Origin of the sequence: Granulicella paludicola (assembly GCF_025685545.1) — a bacterium.
Lineage (GTDB): Bacteria > Acidobacteriota > Terriglobia > Terriglobales > Acidobacteriaceae > Granulicella > Granulicella paludicola.
The window spans coordinates 107,783-129,933 of sequence record NZ_JAGSYC010000022.1; the positions used below are offsets into that span (position 1 = coordinate 107,783).

General features: G+C 59.5%; 22 protein-coding genes. 8 read left to right on the top strand and 14 right to left on the bottom strand.

Annotated features, from left to right (window positions below):
- Nucleotides 1-92: 92 nt before the first annotated feature.
- A complete protein-coding gene (locus OHL14_RS06555; RefSeq protein WP_263378530.1) occupies nucleotides 93-1,775 on the bottom strand; it encodes a S10 family peptidase in 1,683 nt (560 codons plus the stop codon).
- Nucleotides 1,776-1,827: 52 nt separating this feature from the next.
- Here OHL14_RS06555 and OHL14_RS06560 point away from each other — a divergent pair, with 52 nt between their 5' ends.
- The 4 genes from OHL14_RS06560 to OHL14_RS06575 are packed head-to-tail and all read left to right on the top strand — an operon-like array spanning nucleotide 1,828 to nucleotide 5,735.
- Nucleotides 1,828-2,706: a hypothetical protein gene (locus OHL14_RS06560; RefSeq protein WP_263378531.1), complete on the top strand. Its 879-nt coding sequence runs from the start codon at nucleotides 1,828-1,830 to the stop codon at nucleotides 2,704-2,706.
- 36 nt (nucleotides 2,707-2,742) lie between these two features.
- Entirely contained in the window at nucleotides 2,743-4,008 is a 1,266-nt protein-coding gene (locus OHL14_RS06565; RefSeq protein ID WP_263378532.1) for a competence/damage-inducible protein A, read from the top strand.
- Nucleotides 4,009-4,047: 39 nt separating this feature from the next.
- The gene (gene plsY / locus OHL14_RS06570) at nucleotides 4,048-4,677 is read left to right on the top strand and encodes a glycerol-3-phosphate 1-O-acyltransferase PlsY (protein WP_263378533.1); all 630 of its coding nucleotides are present in this window, start codon (nucleotides 4,048-4,050) and stop codon (nucleotides 4,675-4,677) included.
- Nucleotides 4,678-4,718: 41 nt separating this feature from the next.
- Nucleotides 4,719-5,735, top strand: coding sequence for an NAD(P)H-dependent glycerol-3-phosphate dehydrogenase (locus OHL14_RS06575; protein WP_263378534.1), 1,017 nt, complete (start codon nucleotides 4,719-4,721; stop codon nucleotides 5,733-5,735).
- Nucleotides 5,736-5,796: 61 nt separating this feature from the next.
- Here OHL14_RS06575 and OHL14_RS06580 read toward each other — a convergent pair whose 3' ends face one another.
- From OHL14_RS06580 to OHL14_RS06595, 4 genes are all read right to left on the bottom strand, one after another.
- Nucleotides 5,797-5,997, bottom strand: coding sequence for a hypothetical protein (locus OHL14_RS06580; RefSeq protein WP_263378535.1), 201 nt, complete (start codon nucleotides 5,995-5,997; stop codon nucleotides 5,797-5,799).
- Between the two features lie 145 nt (nucleotides 5,998-6,142).
- A complete protein-coding gene (rho, locus tag OHL14_RS06585) occupies nucleotides 6,143-7,393 on the bottom strand; it encodes a transcription termination factor Rho (protein WP_263378536.1) in 1,251 nt (416 codons plus the stop codon).
- Between the two features lie 380 nt (nucleotides 7,394-7,773).
- Nucleotides 7,774-7,986, bottom strand: a complete 213-nt coding sequence (locus tag OHL14_RS06590; RefSeq protein WP_263378537.1) for a DNA-directed RNA polymerase subunit omega — start codon at nucleotides 7,984-7,986, stop codon at nucleotides 7,774-7,776.
- Nucleotides 7,987-8,529: 543 nt separating this feature from the next.
- Nucleotides 8,530-10,134, bottom strand: a complete 1,605-nt coding sequence (locus OHL14_RS06595) for a YifB family Mg chelatase-like AAA ATPase (RefSeq protein WP_263378538.1) — start codon at nucleotides 10,132-10,134, stop codon at nucleotides 8,530-8,532.
- Nucleotides 10,135-10,236: 102 nt separating this feature from the next.
- Here OHL14_RS06595 and OHL14_RS06600 point away from each other — a divergent pair, with 102 nt between their 5' ends.
- Entirely contained in the window at nucleotides 10,237-10,587 is a 351-nt protein-coding gene (locus OHL14_RS06600) for an MmcQ/YjbR family DNA-binding protein (RefSeq protein ID WP_263378539.1), read from the top strand.
- Nucleotides 10,584-12,080: an L-serine ammonia-lyase gene (locus OHL14_RS06605; protein WP_263378540.1), complete on the top strand. Its 1,497-nt coding sequence runs from the start codon at nucleotides 10,584-10,586 to the stop codon at nucleotides 12,078-12,080. The genes OHL14_RS06600 and OHL14_RS06605 overlap by 4 nt, the downstream gene beginning before the upstream one ends.
- Before the next feature lie 22 nt (nucleotides 12,081-12,102).
- On the opposite strand, the gene OHL14_RS06610 is transcribed toward OHL14_RS06605, so the two are convergent.
- Nucleotides 12,103-12,864 carry a class I SAM-dependent methyltransferase gene (locus tag OHL14_RS06610; protein WP_263378541.1) on the bottom strand — a complete coding sequence of 254 codons (762 nt, stop codon included), beginning with the start codon at nucleotides 12,862-12,864 and terminating at the stop codon, nucleotides 12,103-12,105.
- Nucleotides 12,865-13,286: 422 nt separating this feature from the next.
- Between OHL14_RS06610 and OHL14_RS06615 the strand changes: the two genes are divergently transcribed.
- Nucleotides 13,287-13,994 (top strand): RsmE family RNA methyltransferase, encoded by a 708-nt coding sequence (locus OHL14_RS06615; protein ID WP_263378542.1) that lies wholly within the window; start codon nucleotides 13,287-13,289, stop codon nucleotides 13,992-13,994.
- Between the two features lie 63 nt (nucleotides 13,995-14,057).
- On the opposite strand, the gene dnaJ is transcribed toward OHL14_RS06615, so the two are convergent.
- The 5 genes from dnaJ to OHL14_RS06640 all read right to left on the bottom strand — a co-directional run bounded on the left by dnaJ (nucleotide 14,058) and on the right by OHL14_RS06640 (nucleotide 18,497).
- The gene (gene dnaJ, locus OHL14_RS06620) at nucleotides 14,058-15,182 is read right to left on the bottom strand and encodes a molecular chaperone DnaJ (protein ID WP_263378543.1); all 1,125 of its coding nucleotides are present in this window, start codon (nucleotides 15,180-15,182) and stop codon (nucleotides 14,058-14,060) included.
- 62 nt (nucleotides 15,183-15,244) lie between these two features.
- Nucleotides 15,245-15,787 (bottom strand): nucleotide exchange factor GrpE, encoded by a 543-nt coding sequence (locus OHL14_RS06625; RefSeq protein ID WP_263378544.1) that lies wholly within the window; start codon nucleotides 15,785-15,787, stop codon nucleotides 15,245-15,247.
- Nucleotides 15,788-15,993: 206 nt separating this feature from the next.
- Nucleotides 15,994-17,073, bottom strand: a complete 1,080-nt coding sequence (hrcA, locus tag OHL14_RS06630) for a heat-inducible transcriptional repressor HrcA (protein WP_263378545.1) — start codon at nucleotides 17,071-17,073, stop codon at nucleotides 15,994-15,996.
- A 40-nt stretch (nucleotides 17,074-17,113) separates the two neighbouring features.
- The gene (locus OHL14_RS06635; RefSeq protein ID WP_263378546.1) at nucleotides 17,114-17,944 is read right to left on the bottom strand and encodes an Mrp/NBP35 family ATP-binding protein; all 831 of its coding nucleotides are present in this window, start codon (nucleotides 17,942-17,944) and stop codon (nucleotides 17,114-17,116) included.
- 31 nt (nucleotides 17,945-17,975) lie between these two features.
- Nucleotides 17,976-18,497 (bottom strand): acyl-CoA thioesterase, encoded by a 522-nt coding sequence (locus tag OHL14_RS06640; protein WP_263378547.1) that lies wholly within the window; start codon nucleotides 18,495-18,497, stop codon nucleotides 17,976-17,978.
- Between the two features lie 59 nt (nucleotides 18,498-18,556).
- Between OHL14_RS06640 and OHL14_RS06645 the strand changes: the two genes are divergently transcribed.
- Nucleotides 18,557-18,865: a tetratricopeptide repeat protein gene (locus OHL14_RS06645; RefSeq protein ID WP_263378548.1), complete on the top strand. Its 309-nt coding sequence runs from the start codon at nucleotides 18,557-18,559 to the stop codon at nucleotides 18,863-18,865.
- Between the two features lie 9 nt (nucleotides 18,866-18,874).
- Here the strand turns inward: OHL14_RS06645 and OHL14_RS06650 are convergent, their stop codons facing one another.
- The 3 genes from OHL14_RS06650 to ftsY all read right to left on the bottom strand — a co-directional run bounded on the left by OHL14_RS06650 (nucleotide 18,875) and on the right by ftsY (nucleotide 22,039).
- Complete coding sequence (locus tag OHL14_RS06650) at nucleotides 18,875-19,528, bottom strand: riboflavin synthase (protein ID WP_263378549.1); 654 nt, start codon at nucleotides 19,526-19,528, stop codon at nucleotides 18,875-18,877.
- 17 nt (nucleotides 19,529-19,545) lie between these two features.
- The gene (ribD, locus tag OHL14_RS06655; RefSeq protein WP_263378550.1) at nucleotides 19,546-20,712 is read right to left on the bottom strand and encodes a bifunctional diaminohydroxyphosphoribosylaminopyrimidine deaminase/5-amino-6-(5-phosphoribosylamino)uracil reductase RibD; all 1,167 of its coding nucleotides are present in this window, start codon (nucleotides 20,710-20,712) and stop codon (nucleotides 19,546-19,548) included.
- 343 nt (nucleotides 20,713-21,055) lie between these two features.
- The gene (gene ftsY / locus OHL14_RS06660) at nucleotides 21,056-22,039 is read right to left on the bottom strand and encodes a signal recognition particle-docking protein FtsY (protein WP_263378551.1); all 984 of its coding nucleotides are present in this window, start codon (nucleotides 22,037-22,039) and stop codon (nucleotides 21,056-21,058) included.
- Nucleotides 22,040-22,151: the final 112 nt, after the last annotated feature.

Consider the following 22,151-nt stretch of genomic DNA (forward strand, 5'->3'; position numbering starts at 1 on the left):
TTCAGTATAAGTCTCACAGACAGGAGAGAGCCCGAGGTTGTCTGACTCAGGCCCTCTTCGGCGTTTCATTTTGGGCATGTAGGCCTTTGCGTTTACTTTCCGCTCTCCGTGCTCTTGATGAAGGCTGCGACATCTGCGTGAAACTGCTTCAGGATGTCCTCCCGTACGTAGATCATGTGGCCCGCCTCGTAATAGTGGTAGCTGATGTTCGACTGCAGCGACTTCGGCATAGGCAGGTGATGCATCTCGTAGATGCCCTCGAAGTATGGCGTCGCGAGATCGTAGTAACCACCGGCGAGCATCACCTTCATCTTCGGGTTCATCTTCATGCGGTAGGCGAGGTCTGGCATAACGTTCGCGCCCGTCTCCACCCCGCCCGGAAAACTGCCACCACCACCGAAGCCGCGACCCGGCGGCGTGTGCGTCATGTTCCAATTAAAGTCGTTGCCACCCTGCCGACCACTCAGTAGATACGTCGCCTGCGACCCATATTTCAGATCCTTGTGCAGGTATTCATTGATCGCCGTATTCCAGGCCGAGGTGATTGCATCGCTTTGCGGATCGTAACCAATCGACGAAGCCAGCGGATCCATGTCTGGGCCTTGATAGCGGGTGTCGAGACGCCCCACCGACATATCCTCATCGACCTTCAACTCCTTAGAGAATTCGCCACCGGTTACCCGCAGGTCGGCTTTTAGCAGGTAGGCGACCGGAAGCCCGGTATATCCGTGCAGCTTCTCAGCCACAGCTTGCTTCTGAGCGTCAGGCAGTTCGCTGCCCTGCAACAGAGCCGTCATGTACTCACCCAGAGCGAACTTTTCCACCTCTGCCAGGAACGGCTTTAGCGCACCGGGCTGCGTCGGCAGCTTGTGATAGAACCAGGCGGTTGCCGCATACGTCGGCAAAGCCAGCGCATAGGCCTGATCGACCCCGGGGTTCGCGGTGGGTCCATCCACGCTGTTGTCGAAGCTGAGAATCTGCGAAAGCAAAATAACTCCGTTGAGATCGACGCTGCGCAGGTCGGCAGCGAGCACAGCCGACCGCGGCGTGCCGTAGCTCTCACCGAAGATATATTTTGGCGAATTCCAACGATCGTACTTGGAGAGGAAGCGGCGAATGAAGCGCTCGAAGGCATGCCCATCCCCGTCGACACCATAGAAAGCCTCAGCCTTGCCCTTACCGAAGGTGCGACTCAGACCAGTGCCGGGTGCATCAATGAACACCACATCGCTGACATCCAGCAAGGAGTATTCGTTCGACACAATGGTGTACGGCGCGCCTTCCTGGTGCTGCGTGTCGGGGGTCACAATCCGCTTCGGCCCAAAGGTGCCAAGGTGCAGCCACATCGTGGGCGAGCCTGGGCCGCCGTTGTAGATAAAGGTGAGAGGACGATGTTCGGCGGCTGCGTCCTTCTTAAAATAGGCCACGTAGAACATGCGTGCCGTCGGCGGCGCATCTTCCGCCTTCTCGGCCAGCTTCACTCCCGACTCCGGCAGCGGTTTGCCATCGAAGCCAATGGTCGCATCCTGCGGATCGCTGCCGCCAACCGTGAGCGTCCCTGCAACCGCCTTGTACGCAATTGCCTGCCCGCCCACTGCTACGCTGCCTTCCGTGATCGAATCCGGCGCGGCGTCGCCGGCCTTTGCAGCCATCGGCGGACGGACGCCGCCACCCTCGGGCTTCTCTTCCGGCTTATCCTGGGCCGACGCACTTAGGCCCATCCCTAAAGACAACACCAGCAACGCAGAGACACGACGACCGACAGCACTTCGCATAGGGCTTCATCCTCAAAATACTCAAGAATTGAACATCAAAAATTGTGGCGCGATGGCCTCAGTATACTCACAGGTCACGGCCTTCATTCACCTCCCGGTAAACTATGCAGGGAGCTGCATTATCGCCAACGCCGCCATCTTTCGCGAACCAACAGCAGCCGAAGCCGAGCTCGACCGGCTCCGTGCGCATCTCGCAGCACTGCGCTTAACGCTTACGGCGCGCGAACTCGCTCTCGGAGACCTTCGCGATCAGCTCGCCAGCTTCGAAGGCCGCTATCTCCGCCAGGTCGGCACACTCTATCGGCAGCTGGACGAGTGGGAGGAAAAGCTCGCTGAACTCCACGTCAAACACTACCCTGCCCCGCCCGCGCCCTATTTCCCCGAACCCGGCTCTCTTGAACCCACCAGCTCAGCCCCAGTCCTCGACCTGAAAGCCCTCTTCCGCGAATTAGCCAAGCGAATCCACCCTGATTTCGCCATTGACGCGCACGACGCCTATCGGCGCACGCGTCTAATGGCCCAGGCGAACGACGCGTACCTCCGCGAAGACGCTGCTGTGCTGCAGCGCATGCTGAACGGATTCGACCCCATCACTGGTCACACATCGGCAGAAGCGATCGAAGCCGAACTCGCCCGAACTGCCGAGTTGATCCAGCAAGTCCGGCACGACATAGCCACAGCCGAGTCTGACCTTGAAGCCGCTGCGCGCTCGGACTCAGCCCTGCTGCAACAGCGCTGCATCGACGCTGCACTGCAAGGCCGCGACCTCCTCGCCGAGATGGCCGCTCGGGTCCATGGTCAGATCGGCATCACCATGGCCCGTTATGAACGCGACCTCGACCGCATCAATCGACCGACCAGCGAGGTGCAGATGGAGTCATTACTCTCCGCCGCAACACCTACCTACCGACGCTTTGGTAAACAGAAATGATCGTCACACCACTTCACCCGCTATCATCGAAACTGCATGATCGCTGAAATCATCGCCATCGGCTCCGAGATGCTTACCCCGCATCGTCAGGACACTAACTCGCTCTACCTCACCGCAGGCCTCAATGACCTCGGCGTCTCCGTCGCGTTCAAGACCATCGTCGGCGACAATCGCCGTCACCTCGTCTCCGCCATCCGCCTTGCTTTGTTGCGCGTGGACATCGTTCTTCTATCCGGCGGTCTCGGGCCCACCGAAGACGATCTCACCCGCGAATGCCTGGCAGAGGTACTGCAGGTCCAGCTACACCGTGATCCCAGCGTTGTGAACAAGCTTCGTGAGCGCTTCGCCGCCCGCCGCATTCCGCTGCCGCCCAACAACCTCAAGCAGGCCGACGTGCTCGAAGGCGCACACCTGCTGCCCAATGCCAATGGCAGCGCGCCAGGCCAGTACATCGACACCGTCTTCGCGACACCGGACGGCCCCTTCCGCAAAATCATCATTCTTCTGCCCGGGCCACCCAAAGAGCTCAAGCCCCTCTTCGATACAGAGTGCCGGCCTCGTCTCTCGGCCGCGCTGCCTGCGTTCCACCTCGCGCGGCGGATGCTCCGTATGGCGCTCATCCCAGAGTCCACCGTCGATGCTCGCTGCGCACCCATCTATACGCAGTTCACCGACGTGGAAACCACGATCCTCGCCGGGCACGCCGAGATTCAGCTGCACTTCGTCTGCTCCAAGCCCTCGCTCGAAGCAGCAAACGCCCGCGTCGATGCTCTCGCCGACCTTATCGCGCACGAGATGGGCGATGACATCTTCTCAGCCGAAGGCGAGTCTCTGGAAGAGGTCGTGATGTTGATGCTTGGCCTGCGCAATCAGACGCTTGCCATCGCAGAGAGCTGCACCGGTGGCTGGCTCGGCGAACGTCTTACCGCCATCCCCAACAGTTCGCGCGTCTTCCTTGGCGGGGCCATCACCTACTCCGATGTCAGCAAGACGACCTTCGCTAACGTGGACGCTGCCCTTATCGCGCACTACGGCGCTATCAGCGATCCTGTAGCCCGCGCGATGGCCGAAGGCATCCGGCAGCGTACAGGCGCAACTCTCGGGCTCAGTATCACCGGCATCGCTGGCCCGTCGGTTCCCGGAGGAGCGGACGCGGGCAAACCGGTAGGCCTCGTCTACATCGGTCTTGCCGATGGAGAAGACACGCAGGTCCGTCAGTTCCAGATCAACGGGGACCGTGAGCGCATTCGACTATGGTCCACACAGCACGCGCTGGAGATGCTTCGTCGCAGCCTGCAATAACCGTCCAGCACAGACTTGCTACACTTCCACTGGAACTTTATGCCGCACACTCTTCTCACCCTCGCTCTCGCCTATCTCCTTGGCTCCATTCCTTTTGGCTACATCCTGGTACGCGTCTTCTTACACCAGGACATCCGCGCCACAGGCTCGGGCAACATCGGCGCCACCAACGTCGCCCGTTCTGGCAAAAAGGGCCTCGCGATCCTCACGCTCGCCCTCGACGCGCTCAAGGGCTACACCGCCGTGTATTTGGCGCTGCTCGTCTCTCGCCACTATGAATCCGGCATCTCCGTCACGATGAGCACCCTCGCAGCAATGGCCGCTGTCGTCTGTGTGTTGGCGAACATCTTCCCCGTCTGGCTCCGTTTCAAAGGCGGCAAAGGCATCGCTACCGCCCTTGGAGTCTTTCTTGCGCTGGTACCTCTGGTGGCTCTCTGCGCGCTGGGACTCTTCATTCTTACGGTGGCAGTTTCCCGGTACGTCTCGCTGGGCTCGATCCTCGCTGCCGCTTCGATCCCGGTCTTCACAGTCCTCCTGATCCCATCGCGCTGCCCGGCGCTGCTGCCATGTGTCAGCATCATCTCGATCGTGTGCATCTGGCGGCACAGCGCAAATCTCTCCCGTCTCGTCCAGGGTACCGAAAGCCGTCTCGGCAGCAAGAAATCGTAATCAACCCCAACCTTCATCCGTCAGAAAATCAGGTCTTCACCATGAGTCGAATTGCAGTTATCGGAGCCGGTTCCTGGGGCACCGCCCTCGCCATCTCTCTCGCCCGCCGTGGCGGTCACCAGCTGACCCTCTGGGCGCACTCACCCGATCACGCCGAAGAGATCGCCAGCTCTGGCTTCAACCTCCGGTATCTCCCCAACTTCGCTCTCTCCTCCGACATCCGCGTCACCAACTCACTGGCAGACGCTATCGAAGACGTTGAGATCATCCTGTGCGTCACACCTTCGCAGGCCCTTCGCGCTACCTTGCAGCACATACTGCCTTACTTGCGACCCGACCAGATCCTGCTGTCCGCTAGCAAAGGTGTTGAAGAAAACACATACCTTCGTATGTCGGAGATCATGGCCGAACTCTCATCCCCGCTGGCAGGCAACAACCGCCCGAACCCCATCGGTACCTTGGGCGGCCCGTCCTTCGCGCAGGAGGTCGCCCATGGGCTCCCGACAGCAATTACGATCGCTACCTTCGATCCGGCCGTAGGCGAGCGATTACAGCAGGATTTTTCATCGGAGTCTTTGCGCGTCTATCGCAACGATGATGTGATCGGCACTGAGTTGGGTGGTGCGCTGAAGAATGTCATCGCTCTTGCCGCAGGTGTCTGTACGGGTCTGGAGCTTGGAAACAACGCTGCGGCGGCTCTCATCACGCGCGGCATCGTCGAGATGACTCGCCTCGCTGTTGCATGCGGCGGCCATAGCGAGACAATGTCCGGTCTCTCGGGCATCGGAGACCTCGTGCTGACCTGCACCGGAGGCCTATCTCGAAACCGCGCGGTCGGCATTGAGCTAGGCAAAGGCAAGAAGCTTCCCGAGATCCTCGCGGCGCTTAATGGCAAAGTGGCTGAAGGCGTTCGGACTACGACAGCCGCCCTCGGCTTGGCGGCTCGTCACGGCGTCGAGATGCCAATCACCGAGCAGATGGCCGCTATACTGCATGAGAATAAGGCTCCCCAAGAAGCCATTCGTGATCTGATGACGCGCCCCGGCCGCACTGAGTGATCTGCTGGTTACAAAGAAAAGGCCACCGCTGATGCGGTGACCTTTTTAAAAACGATGAGCTCTACGGCTGCGCAGACTGCGTGGGCTGATTTGGCGACGAGGTGCTCGGTTTGCCCTGCTCTGCCGGATGTGGTCGAGCGATAGCGAAAAAAACTATCGCCAGTATGATGACTACCGCCATACCACCCAGCAGGCTGAATACGGTTGCGTTTGGGTAGTTTCGGAGCCAACGGTCTCCACTCTTTTCATCGGTCTGAATCATCTCGCCTCCTTCAATCTTGCACCAGCAACACTCGTTGAGATGCAGAGCCCTCCCCTGCGGTATCCCCGCTGCGCTGACTTAGCTTCTGTAAAACGTAAAAACGCCCCACTCTTTCGAGAGGGGCGCTTACAGCAGTTCTTCCGAACTACAAGGAGTTCATGTTGTGCAGGAACTCTTGGTTGTTGCGGGTTTTGCCCAGCTTATCGGCTAGAAGCTCCATCGCTTCCACCGGAGACAGCGGGTTCAGAACCTTGCGCAAAATCCAGGTACGCTGCAGATCATCCTTCGGAATCAGCAGCTCTTCCTTACGCGTACCGCTGCGCTGGATATCAATGGCCGGGAAGACGCGCTTGTCAACGAGCTTCCGATCAAGGATAACTTCCATATTGCCCGTACCCTTGAACTCTTCGAAGATGACCTCATCCATGCGGGAGCCGGTATCGACAAGCGCCGACGCGATGATGGTGAGCGAGCCGCCTTCTTCAATGTTGCGGGCTGCGCCGAAAAATCGCTTCGGACGCTGCAGCGCATTCGAATCCACACCGCCCGAAAGTACTTTGCCCGAGGGAGGAACAATTGTGTTGTAGGCGCGAGCGAGGCGAGTGATGGAGTCGAGCAAGATCACGACATCGCGCTTATGCTCAACGAGGCGCTTGGCCTTTTCGATGACCATCTCAGCGACCTGTACGTGACGTGCTGCGGGCTCGTCAAAGGTCGAAGAGATAACCTCGCCCTTCACCGAACGCTGCATGTCGGTCACTTCTTCCGGACGCTCGTCGATCAGCAGAACGATGAGGACTACCTCAGGATGATTTGCGGTGATGCTATTCGCGATCGACTGCATCAGGACAGTCTTACCGGTACGCGGAGGAGCGACAATCAGGCCACGCTGGCCTTTCCCAATAGGACAAAGCAGATCCATCACACGACCGGCGATCTGCTCGCGGACCGTCTCCATCTTGATCTGCTCATCTGGGTATAGCGGCGTCAGGTTGTCGAACAGAATCTTGTTGCGGGTCTCTTCAGGGGACTCGAAGTTTATCGCCTCTATCTTGACGAGCGCGAAGTACTTCTCGCCTTCGTGCGGCGAACGCACGTTGCCGGAGATCGTGTCGCCGGTCTTGAGGTCGAACTTGCGGATCTGCGAGGGGGAAACATAGATGTCATCCGGGCCGGGAAGATAGTTGTAGTCCGGCGAACGCAGGAAGCCGTAGCCATCGGGCAGGATTTCGAGAACACCCTCAGCGAAGATGTGGCCTTCTTTTTCAGACTGAGCCTGAAGAATCTTGAAGATGAGGTCCTGCTTGCGCAGAGCGCTTGTGCCTGGAATTTCCAGCGCGCGAGCAAGCTTGCCGAGCTCCGCGATGCTCTTTTCCTTGAGCTCTGAGATGGTCATGAGTACTTGTGTTGTTTCCATTGGGGGTCTTCTTATGTTTTGAGATGGGAGTAAGCGTATTTACGGAAGGGATGGAGAGTGAGACACTCTGCCGATGAGAAAGGATGGCTGAAGCAGATTCCGGCGGGAATTATCAAGGTCCACAAAGATAGACAAATCGCGAGGAAGTTTCGAACGGGAAGGATGCAGCAAGAGTGCAGCGTTTTACGAGATCCTGATTCCTTCGGGGTGATTATCAATTACTGTAGCAGACGCCTCAGGTTGTGACCTGGGTTACATCCTCTATCCAGTTTTTGAGTGTGGAAAATCAGGGGAAGTGTGATTGCGGGCAGTGTGCCGGGGACACAGTAGGCATCTCCCGGCCTGAACCTTGGAGAGATTTATGCGGCGCGACGCTCGGGAACTACCTCGCCCGACTCACTGACGGGAGCCATCGGGACAGTATCCTTAAAGCGGTCCAGAACGTCGTTGGTCGTATCCTGCAGGCGGGTATTGGGCTTGTGAAGCTTGCGGGTCGCCTTCGAAGCGAGTTGACAGAGCTTGTAGCGATTATTGACGTGCGTGAGTGCTCCAAAAATCAAATCTGAGCGCATAAATATTTCTCCTGTAAGTGCGAGGCGAAGGACGTCGGACACGATTGAGTCCAGTTGTCTTGCCTCGAGGTCAGGCTGCCAGAAGCGACGGGCCGAACCGGGAAGTAGTTAAGTAGATGCAGCGGATAGAGACAAGTTGCATCGAGACATTGGCACATGCGAATCATCCTGTTGAAACTGAATGAGCCGCAGGGCTTTAAGCTTGGTGCAACGATCTGCTCAACGGACAAGGAGATCTGCACCCGCTGAACTGCAGGACGTACGCCCCGGAACAACGGCAAGATACGGCAAAGGAGGGAAGTTCTTCCAGCTGAGGATACGGCTAACGGTAGGGGTAAGTCTCAACTGAAGCTACGTCGCTAGGGGAAAAGCTGGATTGTTTCCTACTTAAGCACCATAAATTGTCCAGCCAAGTGGGTCAATCCTTTTTTCCGGACTTCACTGGGCCCCGTATACACAAAACAGGATTTTCTATGCGTTAGGTGCAATTCGATTCAAATCGGGACGATCTGCCCGCATCCGGCGTATCGTACGAAGCTGGCGTCACGACCAATAGCTCCGATCCAGTGTGCGGTATTGGATGGCCTCCGCGATGTGCTTGACCGCAATGCTCTGCGCAGCCTCGAGGTCAGCGATGGTTCTGGCCACCTTCAGAATGCGGTCGTGCGCTCGCGCCGACAGTCCCTGCTGCTGCATCGCTCGTTCGAGCAGGCGTTCCGCGTCGGTAGAAAGCTCGCAGAAGGTCCGAATCTGCTGCGTGGTCATCTGTGCGTTCGCGAAGGTGAAAGGTTTAGCTCCCGTCCGACCTCGCAAAGCCAACTCAGGGCTGCTGGCGTATTGCAGGAAGCGGTCATGCTGTCGCTCTCGAGCAGCCAGTACCCGGGCGCGGATCTCCGCCGAACCCTCACTCGCAGTACCGCTGCGCAGTTCCTTGTACTGCACCGCGGGGACTTCGATGTGAATGTCGATGCGATCCAGCAGCGGCCCGCTGACCTTGCTGACGTAACGCTGAATCATCGGCGGCGTGCAGCTGCAATCACGCGAAGGGTCGTTGAAGTAACCGCAAGGGCAAGGATTCATCGCCGCAGCCAGCATGAAGCGCGCTGGAAAGCTCAGCGACATGGCGGCACGCGCAATCGTCACCGTGCCGTCTTCGAGCGGCTGGCGAAGGACCTCAAGCACGTTGCGCGGAAACTCCGGCAGTTCATCCAGAAACAGCAACCCGTTGTGAGCAAGCGACACCTCACCCGGACGCGGGATCATGCCCCCGCCGATCAACCCGGCATCGGAGATCGTGTGGTGCGGCGACCGAAAGGGGCGATGCGTCACAAGCCCTTGCTCCGTATCCAGAACGCCGGCAACGGAGTGGATCTTCGTCGTCTCGAGTGCTTCCTCAAAACGCAGTGGCGTAAGGATTGAAGGCAGTCGCTTCGCGAGCATGGTCTTGCCGCTGCCGGGCGGCCCGATCATCAGAATGTTGTGCCCGCCCGCGGCAGCAACCTCAAGCGCGCGTTTGGCGACGTGCTGACCACGGACATCGCGGAAGTCCGAGTGATACTCGGCCGCCTCATTCAGCAGCGACGCGCTATCGACCGTAAGCGGCTGAATGAAGAGGCTTCCCTGCTTCGTCGAATTGAGGAGTTCGCGCACCTCGAGAAGCGAGCGCACGGGATAGACATTCACCCCTTCCACTACCGCCGCTTCGCGAGCGTTCGCCGCAGGAATGACGAGATTCTTGATCTTCGCATTGCGCGCAGCGATAGCGATGGGAAGCATGCCCTGCACGGCGCGAAGCGAGCCATCAAGCCCCAGCTCGCCCACGAGCACGAAGTCGGCAAGGGCGTCGCTCTGGATTGCAAGCGCTCCATACGCCCCCAGAATGCCGATGGCGATAGGTAGATCGAACCCCGAACCTTCTTTCTTCAGGTCGGCGGGCGCAAGGTTGATGGTGATGCGTGTCGGCGGGATGTCGAACCCGGAATTCTTGATAGCGGAGCGAACGCGATCCCGGGATTCTCGCACGGCGGCGTCCGGCAAACCGACGGTGGCGAAGATCTCTTTTTCCACCTGGGCGCCAAAGTCGACCTCGACGTCGATGATGTGGGCGTCGATGCCGTAAACGGCTGCGCTGCGTGCTTTGAAGAGCATGTGCCTGATGTGTCCTTGAGGCAGAAGATCCAGTTGCGGGAAGTTCGGCAAGTGTAGCATTGCCCGCACTAGAATTGTGGGTGAGATCCGAGGTTGGCAGCTATGGCTAAAGCTCACAAGGTTAAAGCAGGGGAGGGGGAGTTTCGCAGGCTCGCGCTGGAACTACCCTCCGTTCTAGAAAGCGCGCATATGGGCCATGCCGACTTCCGGGTAGTGAAAGGAAAGAAGACGAGAATCTTTGCAACGCTCTCAGGACTGGAGAAGGGCTACGGTGTAGTGATGCTCACGCTCGAACAGCAACAGGAGTTTAGGAGAGAGAGGCCAGAGATATTTGCACCTGTGCCGGGAGGCTGGGGCCGCGGTGGTTCTACGATGATGAGACTGGTCGCGGATGAAGAGACGATGCGCGGAGCCTTGAACACCGCACACGGAAACGCAGAACGGAAGCTATGAATACGAGTTTGTTTGAGTTGTTCAAGATTGGCATTGGCCCTTCGAGTTCTCATACGGTGGGTCCAATGCGGGCTGCATTACGCTTTGTACGTGAACTGGCGGCGCGAGGTGAGCTCGGTTCTGCCATCACGGTGGATCTCTACGGATCGCTCGCGCTGACCGGAATAGGGCACGGGACTGATCGAGCGGTGCTGATGGGCTTGCTCGAAGAGTCGCCTGACACTGTGGAGTTGGAGACGATCGATGCGCGGCTCACGCAGCTACGAGAGTCTCGCGAGCTGAGATTTACCGGCGGACATGATGTGCGGTTCGATCCGGCGACGGATTTGCGCTTTCGCCGAGACCAGATGTATCCCGATGCCGGAGTGGTCACTCACCCAAACGGGATGCGGATGAACTCTCTGAATGCAACCGATGAGGTGATCTACACCCAGACCTACTACTCCATCGGCGGCGGCTTTGTCCTGTCAGCTGACGAGCTCGCGAACGCGAACACGGCAACGAGCAAGCGCGTTGTGCCCTACCCCTTCTCAAGCGCTGACGAACTGCTGAAGCTCGGCGAAAAGCATGGGCTCACGATCGCAGAGATGGTCCGAGCGAACGAGGTCGCATTACTAAGCGATCCGACGATCACGCGACGGATCGATCGCATCGTGTCGCCGCTACGCCCTGGCAACGAAGCTCCACCGCAGATGGACACGCTCACGCCCGTGCAGCAGGTCGAGGCAGCGATTCTGACCTTGTGGCAGACGATGAGCGACTGCATCGCGCGCGGCATCACGACCGAAGGCACGTTACCAGGAGGCCTGAATGTCCGTCGCCGCGCTCCCGGCCTCGCACGTCGACTCGCAAAGATGGATGAGGTAGGGGCAGTACGTGATCCTCTCGCTCCGCTCGACTCGGTCACGCTGGTAGCGATGGCTGTGAACGAGGAGAACGCAGCTGGCGGTCGAGTCGTCACCGCTCCAACGAACGGCGCCGCAGGAGTCGTACCGGCAATTGCGTATTACTATCTGCACCATGCCTCCGACGCGCTAACGGAGGAAGAGCGGAAGGCAGGATTGCTGCGGTACTTCTATACTGCGGCGGCCATCGGCATTCTCTACAAAGAGAATGCGTCGATCAGCGGAGCGGAGGTAGGTTGCCAGGGTGAGGTTGGCGTTGCCTGCTCCATGGCTGCTGGCGGACTCGTAGCCGCGATGGGTGGCGATAACGCTGCCGTCGAAGGCGCCGCAGAGATCGCGATGGAGCACAATCTGGGCATGACTTGCGACCCAATTGGCGGTCTGGTACAGATTCCCTGCATCGAACGCAACGGTATGGGCGCAGTGAAGGCGGTGAACGCAGCTCGGCTCGCCATGAACGATCAGGGCGTTCACAAGATCTCGCTGGACCAGGTGATCGAGACGATGTATCGCACAGGCATGGACATGCAGTCGCGATACAAGGAGACGAGCCTGGCCGGACTCGCCCTGAACATCATCGAGTGTTAAACCGGACTGCACACCGAAAACGTCAGTCCAGACGGCCAGCAGTGATCCAGCATTTGCTGAAGATCGTAAGCTCATCCCCGCGTGCGAAGCGTTCGAAGTGGACGCGCAGCGCCTCCTCGAAGGCAGCGTAACGCGGATCCTCAGGCAATGGCACCATGGATAGCGACAGCGTCTGGCGGAGATAGCTCATCCAGTCGAGTTGCTGCTGTCCTTCGATGCTTGCCTGGTAAAAAGCACCTCTGAAAATCTCCTCCATCTCTTCGTGAACGCGATAGCCAGAGCGCACGTATTTGTAGTCCGTGCCGAAGTGGTGAAGAAGCTGCTCGAAGGCGAGCGCCTGCTCATCCGCATCCTGTAAACGCCCCAGGGAGGCGAGCACTACCCAACTTTCCGGCTTGAGGATTCGGCGAAACTCGGGAATCGCAAGCTCCTGATTGAACCAGTGGAACGCTCGCCCTGCGGCGATGATGTCGACCGAGTGATCGGCGAGCGTCGTGGCCTCGGCGGTGGCATTGACCACGGAGAGAGCGGGCCACTGCACCTCGAGCTTTGCGCAGACGGAGCGCATCTCCTCATTCGGCTCGATGGCAATCACATGGTTACCGTTGTTGAGAAACACCTCGCTCAACATGCCGGTGCCCGCTCCAATATCGGCAACAATTCTTTGTGACGTGAGGCCACACCACTCATGCAGATGCGGAAGTATTTCTGCCGCGGGATAGCGCTGACGGTAACGATCGTAATCCTCCGCGCGACCTGTGAAGCGATGCGTGTTGCTGGACATACTCACTTAGACGCGAACGAAGCGACGAAGGTCGATCCTCTTTGCAGCCATGCAAGCGTGAAGTTGAAGGAGACGATGCGCGATGAGAGTGCGTGTGTTACCGAAAGATGTCTTTGCATCGAAGAGCTGCGCTCTCCCACAAGAAAAAATCGTGACGATTGCATCGTTTTTTTCTTGACTCTTCCGCTGCGGAAAACAATACTCTCGTTAGTTGCTTCACGCACGTGAACGCGACGTCGATGGTGACATCGAATGGGAGCGCAGGCAAACGCAACCAAGGCAAAGGCATCAACCTAAAGGCAACACATTCAGGGAGCGCACACGATGCGCTCCCTGAAGTGTTTTTACGCCAGTGTTCATGCATGTTTGCGCTACACATCATGCCCGTCGCCGATACGCGTGCCGCATCGTATTCTAGACACATGACACGACGCCGATGGATCGCCGACAGCCGTACCGACACAACCGCAACCCTTACCGGTGATCAGGCGGTCCACCTTGCGCGTGTGCTGCGAGCGCAGCCTGGACAAATCTTTGATGTAGTTGCGGGCGGGTTTTTGCACCGCGCCGAGGTTCTGTCGGTGAACGAAGAGTCCGTCGTCTTCACGCTCCATGAAGAACTCGAAGCCGAAGCTGCGCTACCCGTGCACCTGCTGATGGCGGTCTTCAAGTTCGATCACATGGAATGGGGCATCGAGAAGGCGACTGAGCTTGGCGCAGCGCGGATCACTCCTGTACTCGCACGCAGAACCGAGAAGCACCTGGCGCAGGCAGCAGCCAAACGCGTGGAGCGCTGGCGACGCATCACACTCGAAGCTTCGAAGCAGTCGCGACGAACGGATGTGCCGACCATCGACGAGCCGATGCCATTGAAGCTCGCGCTTAGTCACGTGACCTCGGAGACGAAGCTGCTACTTGCAGAGACCGAACAGGAAAATTCTTTGCGCGCCGCCTTACAGGGTGAAGTTTCGCGTGTCTCGCTCGCCATTGGCCCCGAAGGCGGATGGACGCCAGAGGAGATGAGCCTCTTCAGCGGGAGCGGCTGGCAGCCTGTAACCCTTGGCCCAAGAATCCTGCGAGCGGAGACAGCAGCCATCGCAGGCCTCGCTATCTGCGCCGCCTTGCTTTAAGAAGCTCCGCACAATAAAAAGCCCCACCTTGCGGCGGGGCTTTTTTGTTTCGGTCCATAAGCGCTAGCTGAACATCTCTTTCACCTTGCCGAAGAGACCGCGGGAATGCGGTGTGTTCTCCACGGCAATGGTTTCGCTCAGCTGCTTCATCAATTCCCTCTGCTGCTTACTCAGCTTCGCCGGGGTCTGTACACGGACCTCGACGATGAGGTCGCCCTTGCCATGCGAGTTCAGGTGAGGCACCCCCTTGCTGCGGAGTTTGAACTCGCGACCGCTCTGAGTGCCTTCAGGAATCTTCAGTGTCTCGGTGCCATCAAGCGTCTCAATGTCGATCTCCGTGCCGAGCGCCGCCTGCGGGAAGCTGATGGGAATAACGCAATGCAGGTCATCGCCATCGCGCTCGAAGAACCTGTGCGCCTTCACGTCCAGCACCACGTAGAAGTCGCCAGCCGGACCGCCAAAGCGGCCGGCTTCACCTTCACCGGAGTAGCGGATGCGCGTCTCCTGCTCCACGCCGGCGGGCACCTTCACGTTGATCGTATGCTCGCGAGTGACGCGCGTATCGCCCTTGCAGGTAGTGCAGGGATTGCGAATAACCGAGCCCGTACCACTGCACACCGGACAGGTGCGCGCAACGGAGAAGAATCCCTGCTGCGATCGGATCTGGCCGCGTCCACCGCACTGCTGGCAGGCCTCCGGCTGCTTGCCGTTAGCGGAGCCTGTGCCCTTGCAGTCGTCGCAGGTTTCTGCGCGACGGATCGTGATCTCGCGCTCGACACCAAAAACAGCCTCTTCGAACTCGAGCTTCATCTGGAACTGCATGTCGCGGCCACGCTGCTGCCGTGACGGACGGCGACCACCGCTGCCGCCCATGTTGAACATCTCGCCGAAGAGATCTCCGAAGATGTCCCCTAGATCGCCCTGTCCCTGGAACGGATTGCCGCCGCCGGGGAAACCGCCTGCGCCATTTACACCAGCATGACCGTAGCGGTCGTAGGCTGCGCGCTTGTCCGCGTCGGAGAGCACCGAGTAGGCCTCGCTGCACGCCTTGAACTTCTCCTCGGCCTCGGGATTGTTCGGGTTGCGGTCGGGGTGGTACTGCATGGCAAGCTTGCGATACGCGGTCTTGATTTCGCCATCGGAGGCGGTGCGCTCGACGCTCAGGATTTCGTAGTAATCGGTCTTCATAGTTGCAGGCATAGGAATGGATCGGCACTTCGTACTTCGGCAGAAAGTTGTCTACAGAATAGCTACTCGCTCTTTTGTGCGGTGTTAACAGCAATGCGAACCAGGGCAGGGCGAAGGAGTTTGTCGCGCAACTTATAGCCACGACGAATCTCTTCGAGGACCTGATGGTCAGGATGCTCAACGGTTTCGATGCTGCCGAGCGCCTCGTGGATTCGCGGATCGAACTGCGAGCCGACTGTCTCGACGGTTTGCACCTGGAGCGTGCGCAGCGCCTCTTCCATTTGCTTGAGGATCAGTTGCACGCCAGCCCGAAGCTGGGCGACATCGCCATCGGCCTTCAACGCCAGAGCGAAGTTGTCCATTACGCCGAGGAACGGCTCGATCGCCGACTGCGTGGCGTGATCGCGGCTGTCCTGACGCTCCTTCTGCTCACGTTTACGGGCATTATCGAATTCGGCCTGCAGGCGAGCGAGGCGATCGGTCAGCTGATCGCGTTCGCCACGCAGCTGCTCGAGCTCCGCGCCGGTCTCTTCTCCCGCATTGATGGTTTCGACATTGGTCTGATCGTTGGTCTCGGTCGGGTCTTGAATCTGCTCGGTACTCATAGATGTGTCCTTTTCGTTGTTCGTGCTTCTTGAAGACCACTGCTCGAAGCGGGCTTTCAAGTCTGCCAAAGTCGTCATGGGGAGATTCCTGTCTCGGCGCTGCAGCGCATCTTGCCGAACGCGACAAACTCGCGCTTGGGCGAATATCCCACCATCTAGTGTCTCTTAATCTGCTGGCAAACGTCTTGGGTCGTTTTTGAAACGCTTTACGGAATTACACCGTCCACCAATTCCCCTGAGGTATTTCGATGCAGAATCCGGGCGATGTACCCGACAGCGTCGATTGCATTCTGATAATGCATGCGCTGAGGACCGAGAATAGCGACGGTTCCCAGCGCCTCACCCTCCAGACCGGCAGCACGTGCAGGGGCAGCAATCAGCACCAGACCCGCCATGCTCGGGTCCTGCTGGTCGAGATCGAAGACGACACGAACGGAGTCCTGCCGAGCATCGACATAGGCGCTCAGCAGCTCGATCAGCCTCTGTTTCTCTTCAAGCGCCGACAGCATCGCACGCAGACGCTCGCGATCTTCCGGCAGGCCGATCAGGTTCGTCACACCGCCAATATAGACCGCCTGCTGCGTGCTGCCAGGAGGTACCGCCTGCGACCATAGTGCGCTGGCATCAGCAAGTTGCTGATAGGCATTGCGCTCCTGCTCGATGCGGCGCGATAGCTCCGAGCGAACGCGATCGATGTTCCAGCCGCGAAAGTGCTCGTTCAAGAAATTAGCGGCCGTCTCCAGCTGCACGCTCGATAAGTCCTGATCGAGCGCCAGCACGCGATCACGGACCATGCCGCTGCGCGTGACGACCACCGCGAGCACACGCTGCGCGGTGAGGCGACTGAAGTGGATGTGCTCCAGAAGATCCGTCGACGCAGCAGCACCGATAGCGAGACCTACTCCGCTCGAGAGCGCGGCAAGTACATGCGAGGTGCGTTCGAGCAGCGCCGACGCGCCTGCAACGCCCGCAAAGGAGGTGTCGATCTGAGAGTGCAACTGCGTCTGCAGCGCGGTGTGCGGCGCCGCTTGCCGGCCGGTGAGATTGGCTACATAGAGGCGAAACGCCGCCGCCGATGGAATCCGCCCGGCGGAAGTGTGTGGTTGCTCGAGCAGCCCTGCGTCGGCCAGCTCGGCCATCTCATTACGGATAGTGGCCGAACTGATCGATCCGGCAAAGACCGTCTGCGCAAGGGTGCCGGAGCTCACAGGCTCGCCAGTGGCAATGTAGCTGTCGATGATCGCGGTAAGGATCTCGCGCTGCCGGGTTGTGATGGGTCTCGCCATACCTGATTAAAGCTTACGCTCCTCGTCAAGTGGCTACGGCCTAGCTGATCTCGAAAACGTCCTCGGAGTTCGCTGCGATCTGCTCGGCGCGGGCAACAACCTTCTCCGCAATGGCGAGGAACTCCCTGCCGCGGGCCGAGCTATCGCCAGCGAGCGATGCAGGCAAGCCACGATCACCGCCTTCGCGCACAGCGGGGTCCATATCGATCGAGCCGAGGAACGGCAGCTTGTACTGCTTCGCCGTCTGCTCCGTCGAGCCAGCGCCAAAGACATCGAGTACGGTGCCATCGGGCAGCGTCATCTGGCTCATGTTCTCCACGAGACCGATGACCTCAACGTTCACCTGGTGGAACATCTCCAGGGCCTTGCGCGCATCCTGCAGCGCGACGGACGAGCCTGTCGAGACGACGACAGCTCCAGTGAGCGGCACAGTCTGCACGAGCGAGATCACGACATCCCCGGTTCCCGGAGGCAGGTCGACGACGAGGTAATCGAGTTCTCCCCAGAGCACCTGCTGCAGGAACTGGCGGATGATCTGATGCAGCATCGGCCCACGCATCACCATAGGCTTGTCGCCGGGGCTGATGAGCGCCATCGAGATGAACTTCACACCGTGGCCGACGAGCGGCTCGATCATGTTGCCTTCGAGGATGTTCGGCTGACGCGTCTGTCCAAGCATGGTCGGCACATTCGGGCCGTAGATGTCCGCGTCGATCACGCCTACACGATGACCCAGCTTGGCGAGCGAGATGGCAAGGTTTACCGCGACGGTCGTCTTACCGACTCCGCCCTTGCCTGAACCGACGGCGATAACGTGCTGAATTCCGGGCAGAGCCTGCGGGCCCGGCGCTGCTGCTTGCGAATGTGCCATGCGTTGCCTCTTCTTTAGTTCTGAATGCTGTTTAGATGTGCCACTCGGGGGTGAGCGTCGCGCGGTTTTCTTTCTTGCGCGCAACCTCGCCGGAGCGCATCTCGCGGCGGTTGCCTGCATCTTCGAAACGTCGCTTCTGGTGCTCGGTCTCAGGAATGATGTGCGGCACGGTGAGGCGCTTACCGGTATGATCGAGCGCTACAAAGGTGAGATAAGCGGAGGCCACGTGGCGATAGGTCTGCTCGCGGACATCCTCGACCATGGCCTTCACACCGATCTCCATCGAGGTGTTGAAGGCGCGATTGACGCTGGCCTTCAGGATCAGGATGTCGCCGAGTTTCACCGGCGCGACGAAGTCGATGTGATCCATCGAGACGGTGACAGGAATGCCGCGAGCGTGGCGCGTGGCGGACATCGCCGCCACAAGATCGATGAACTGCATAAGGCGACCGCCAAAGAGGTTGCCGAGGGGGTTGGTGTCGCCCGGAAAGATGATCTCGGAACGCTCGGACTGCGAGGCGGAGACGGGCCGGGCTGGGTATTCTTCACTCATGTCTCTATTCTAAATGGCCGTGATTGAGGCGGTGAGACAGGGACAGCTAAGATGGAACCATGGACAAGATTGGAATGTTGACCGAGATACTGCAGCAAAACCCCGCAGACTCCTTCGCACGGTATGGATTGGCGATGGCGTATGTCGCCGATGGGAAGAGCGACGAGGCGCTGCGCGAGTTTGCCGAGACGATCGAGCGCAACCCGGATTATGTGCCTGCGTACCAGATGTCGGCACAGCAGCTGATGAAGGCCGGCCGCGTGGAGGAAGCGAAAGCGCGGCTCGAAGCCGGTCTCGCTGCGTGCGACCGCACCGGCAACAGCCACGCCGCGAGCGAGATGGGCGGCATGCTCGACGAGATCGGCTAGACGCTCTCCTTAGTATCCATTCGCCAGCAGATACGCTGGCGTCAGCCAGCCGTCGTCGATCGGCTTGTGCTGTGCGGCTGCATACTTCGCAAGTACATCCGTTTCCACGTTGATCTTTGCGCCTGGTTTCAGGCTGTGCAGGTTGGTCGCAGCGTAGGTGTGCGGAATCACGGCGATCTCGATGCGCAGACCGCTAACCCGAGCGACGGTAAGGCTGATGCCGTCGAGTGTAATCGAGCCCTGCGAGATGACCTGCGTTGCGAGCTGCGCGGGCAGCTCCACCGTCATGCGCCAGTCGCTCGTGGCGAGGTCATGATGTAGCGGCAGCAGCGAGACGAGCGTAGCCGTGGCATCGACATGACCCTGCACGACGTGTCCACCCAGCGGCGAGCCAGCGGGTGTCGGCAGTTCGAGATTCACAACGGTTCCAGTGGCGAACGAGCCGAGCGTTGTGCGTTCAAGAGTCTCGGTTGCGAGGTCAGCAGCGAAGTGCTCGGGATTGCCCGCATCGAGCGCGGTGAGACAGACGCCGTTGACGGCGATGCTGTCGCCGACGCGCCAGCGATGGGCTAGATCGGGGGCGTTGAGGATGAGCCGCGTTGCTCCTTCTCCAGGAGTGAGCGAGACGACGTTGCCGGTGGCTTCGATGAGGCCTGTGAACATGGCTCTAGTTTACGGTCTCATTCCATCCTAGACCAGGGATCGTGCAGGTAGCCGATGATGCGGATGTCTTCCGTGGGCTCGTTCGCAAAGGTCTCGCGGCGGGAGCGAGTGAGCCGTTGCTGCATGATATAGGGAGATTCGAAGCCTTCGGCAAATGGGATGCCATCGAGCCCGAACTCCTGCTCGGAGTAATAGAGGACCAGCTTGTCGACGAGGTCGGCGCGAAGCAGAGCGCCATTCAGCGCAGCTCCGGCTTCGATGAGAACACTTAGAAGTTGGCGGCTCGCCAGCTCTGCGAAGAGAGCGTTGAGATCGAGGTGGTCATTGCTTAGATTGATGCGAAGGACCTCTGCTCCGCAGGCTGTGAGCGCTGCTTCGCGCTCAGCCGGTGCGCTTGCAGCAGCGACGAGAAGAAGATTCTTCGCTGCTGAGGTGACGAGCGCGCTCTCGACTGGCGTGCGCAGCTGGCTGTCGAGCACGATGCGCAGCAGAGGTCTACGGCGCGGAAAGCCGCTGCGATCGGTGAGCGAGGGATTGTCCGCTAGGACCGTTCCGATGCCCGTGAGGATTGCGTCCGATGCGTGCCGCAGCGGCTGAACACTGGCTCTCGCAGCTGACCCGGTGACCCAATGCGGTGCGGTTTCAGTGCGTGCAGACGCGGGGGGAGCGAGCTTGCCGTCAACGGAAAGCGCGGCCTTCAAGGTGACGAAAGGGCGCTTGTGCTGGATGAAGTGAGCGAAGGCATCGTTGAGATGACGTGCTGCGAGCGCCAGCGCTGATGTGGGAGCAGCGATGATGGTTTCGATTCCTGCTGCGCGGAGCTTCGCGATGCCACTTCCTCGCACGAGCGGATTGGGATCGATGGTGGCAATGACGCAGCGCGCGATGCCCACGGCGATGAGGGCATCGGCACAAGGGCCGGTGCGACCATGATGCGAACAGGGTTCAAGCGTGACGTAGGCAGTCGCGTTGCGGAGGTCGTGGTGCTGGGCAGCAGCCTGTTTAAGCGCTGCGATTTCGGCGTGGTCGCGAGCGTCGTAGTGATGCGCGCCCTTGCCGAGAACCGTTTCGCCGTGCGCCAGAACGCAGCCGACGGTCGGGTTTGGGGAGGCGAGACCTACCGCTGCGCGCGCAAGATCAACTGCGGTTGCGAGATGGCGTTCGTCGAGCGGCAGGAGGCACATGCATCTTCAGAATAGCTGTTGAAAGCACCATGGCGCGCGAGCGAGTCGTGATGAGAGACCGGAACCTCGAAGCCAGCACTGACAGAATCGGCTGGCGGAACGAACGGGTCGTTGTGATGCGCGGCGTTGGTGCTGCAGCGTCCGAACGAACAGATCATAGCGAAGAGCACGGTGATGAGGTGGCCCAAGGTAGTTCTCCCTGTGGTGATGCTGATTGCTAGAGAGAGAATCGGCCACGCAGACCGCGGTGTAGATACCACTTTCGGGGTGTAGTTGTCGCTTTCTAATACAGAGACAGGTTGCCGTTCCAGATTGGAGAAACGAAGGTCATAGGCTGCGGCAGTTAATCGATCAGCGAGTCGACAAAGGATGCAGGATCGAAGGGGATTATGTCTTCGAGCTTCTCTCCAACGCCCGCGTAGCGGACCGGAAGGCCGAGTTCGTGGGCGATGGCGACGACGATTCCGCCCTTGGCCGAGCCGTCGAGCTTGGTGAGCACGATGCCGGTGACGTGCGCGGCTTCGGTGAAGATGCGGGCTTGCTGGAGGCCGTTCTGGCCTGTCGTGGCGTCGATGACGAGCAGCGTCTGGTGCGGCGCGCCGGGAATGAGCTTCTCGGCGGTGCGGCGCATCTTGTCGAGCTCCTTCATCAGGTCGGATTTTGTGTGCAAGCGACCTGCGGTATCGACGAGAAGGATTCCAGTGCTGCGGGCTTTTGCTGCGGCGAGCGCGTCGTAGAGCGCGGCGGAAGGATCTCCGCCTTGCTTGGTCTTGATGAGATCGACGCCGGAGCGATCGGCCCAGACTTGCAGCTGCTCGATGGCGGCGGCGCGGAAGGTGTCTGCCGCGCAGAGCAAGACTGTGTGGCCTTCGCGGCGATATTGCGCGGCGAGCTTGCCGCTGGTGGTGGTTTTGCCTGCTCCGTTGACGCCGACCATCATGATGACTTCTGGCGGCGCTGAAGGATGCTTGATCGGCATTTCGACCGAGTTCAGGATGCGGAGCAGCTCGGCCTTGAGCAGCGACTTGAGCTCTGCGCCGTCGCTGATTCCCTGGCGAAGCGCGCGGTCGCGCAGGCTGGTAATGATCTGCTGCGTGGTCGCAGAGCCGATGTCGGAGGCGAGCAGGGCGAGTTCGAGGTCGTCGAGCGAGGCGTCGTCGACTTCGCGGGTGAGCGCGACGACGGAGGAGATCGAGTTTGAGAGCGATTCACGCGTGCGCGTGACCGCTTGCTTCATGCGGTCGAAGAGACCGCGCGGCTGCTCGGGCTGTTCTGCTGGTTCAGGAGTTTCCGGGGTGTTGCGCTTGCCGAAGATCGAAAAAGCCATCGTGACTTCAGTCTAGCGGAGGCGGCTGATACCGGGGTACCCCCCTTCCCCCCTCTACTTTTTGAGGCAAAGTCTTGAAAACAAAAGAGAAGAGTGGCAATGTTGCGCGAAA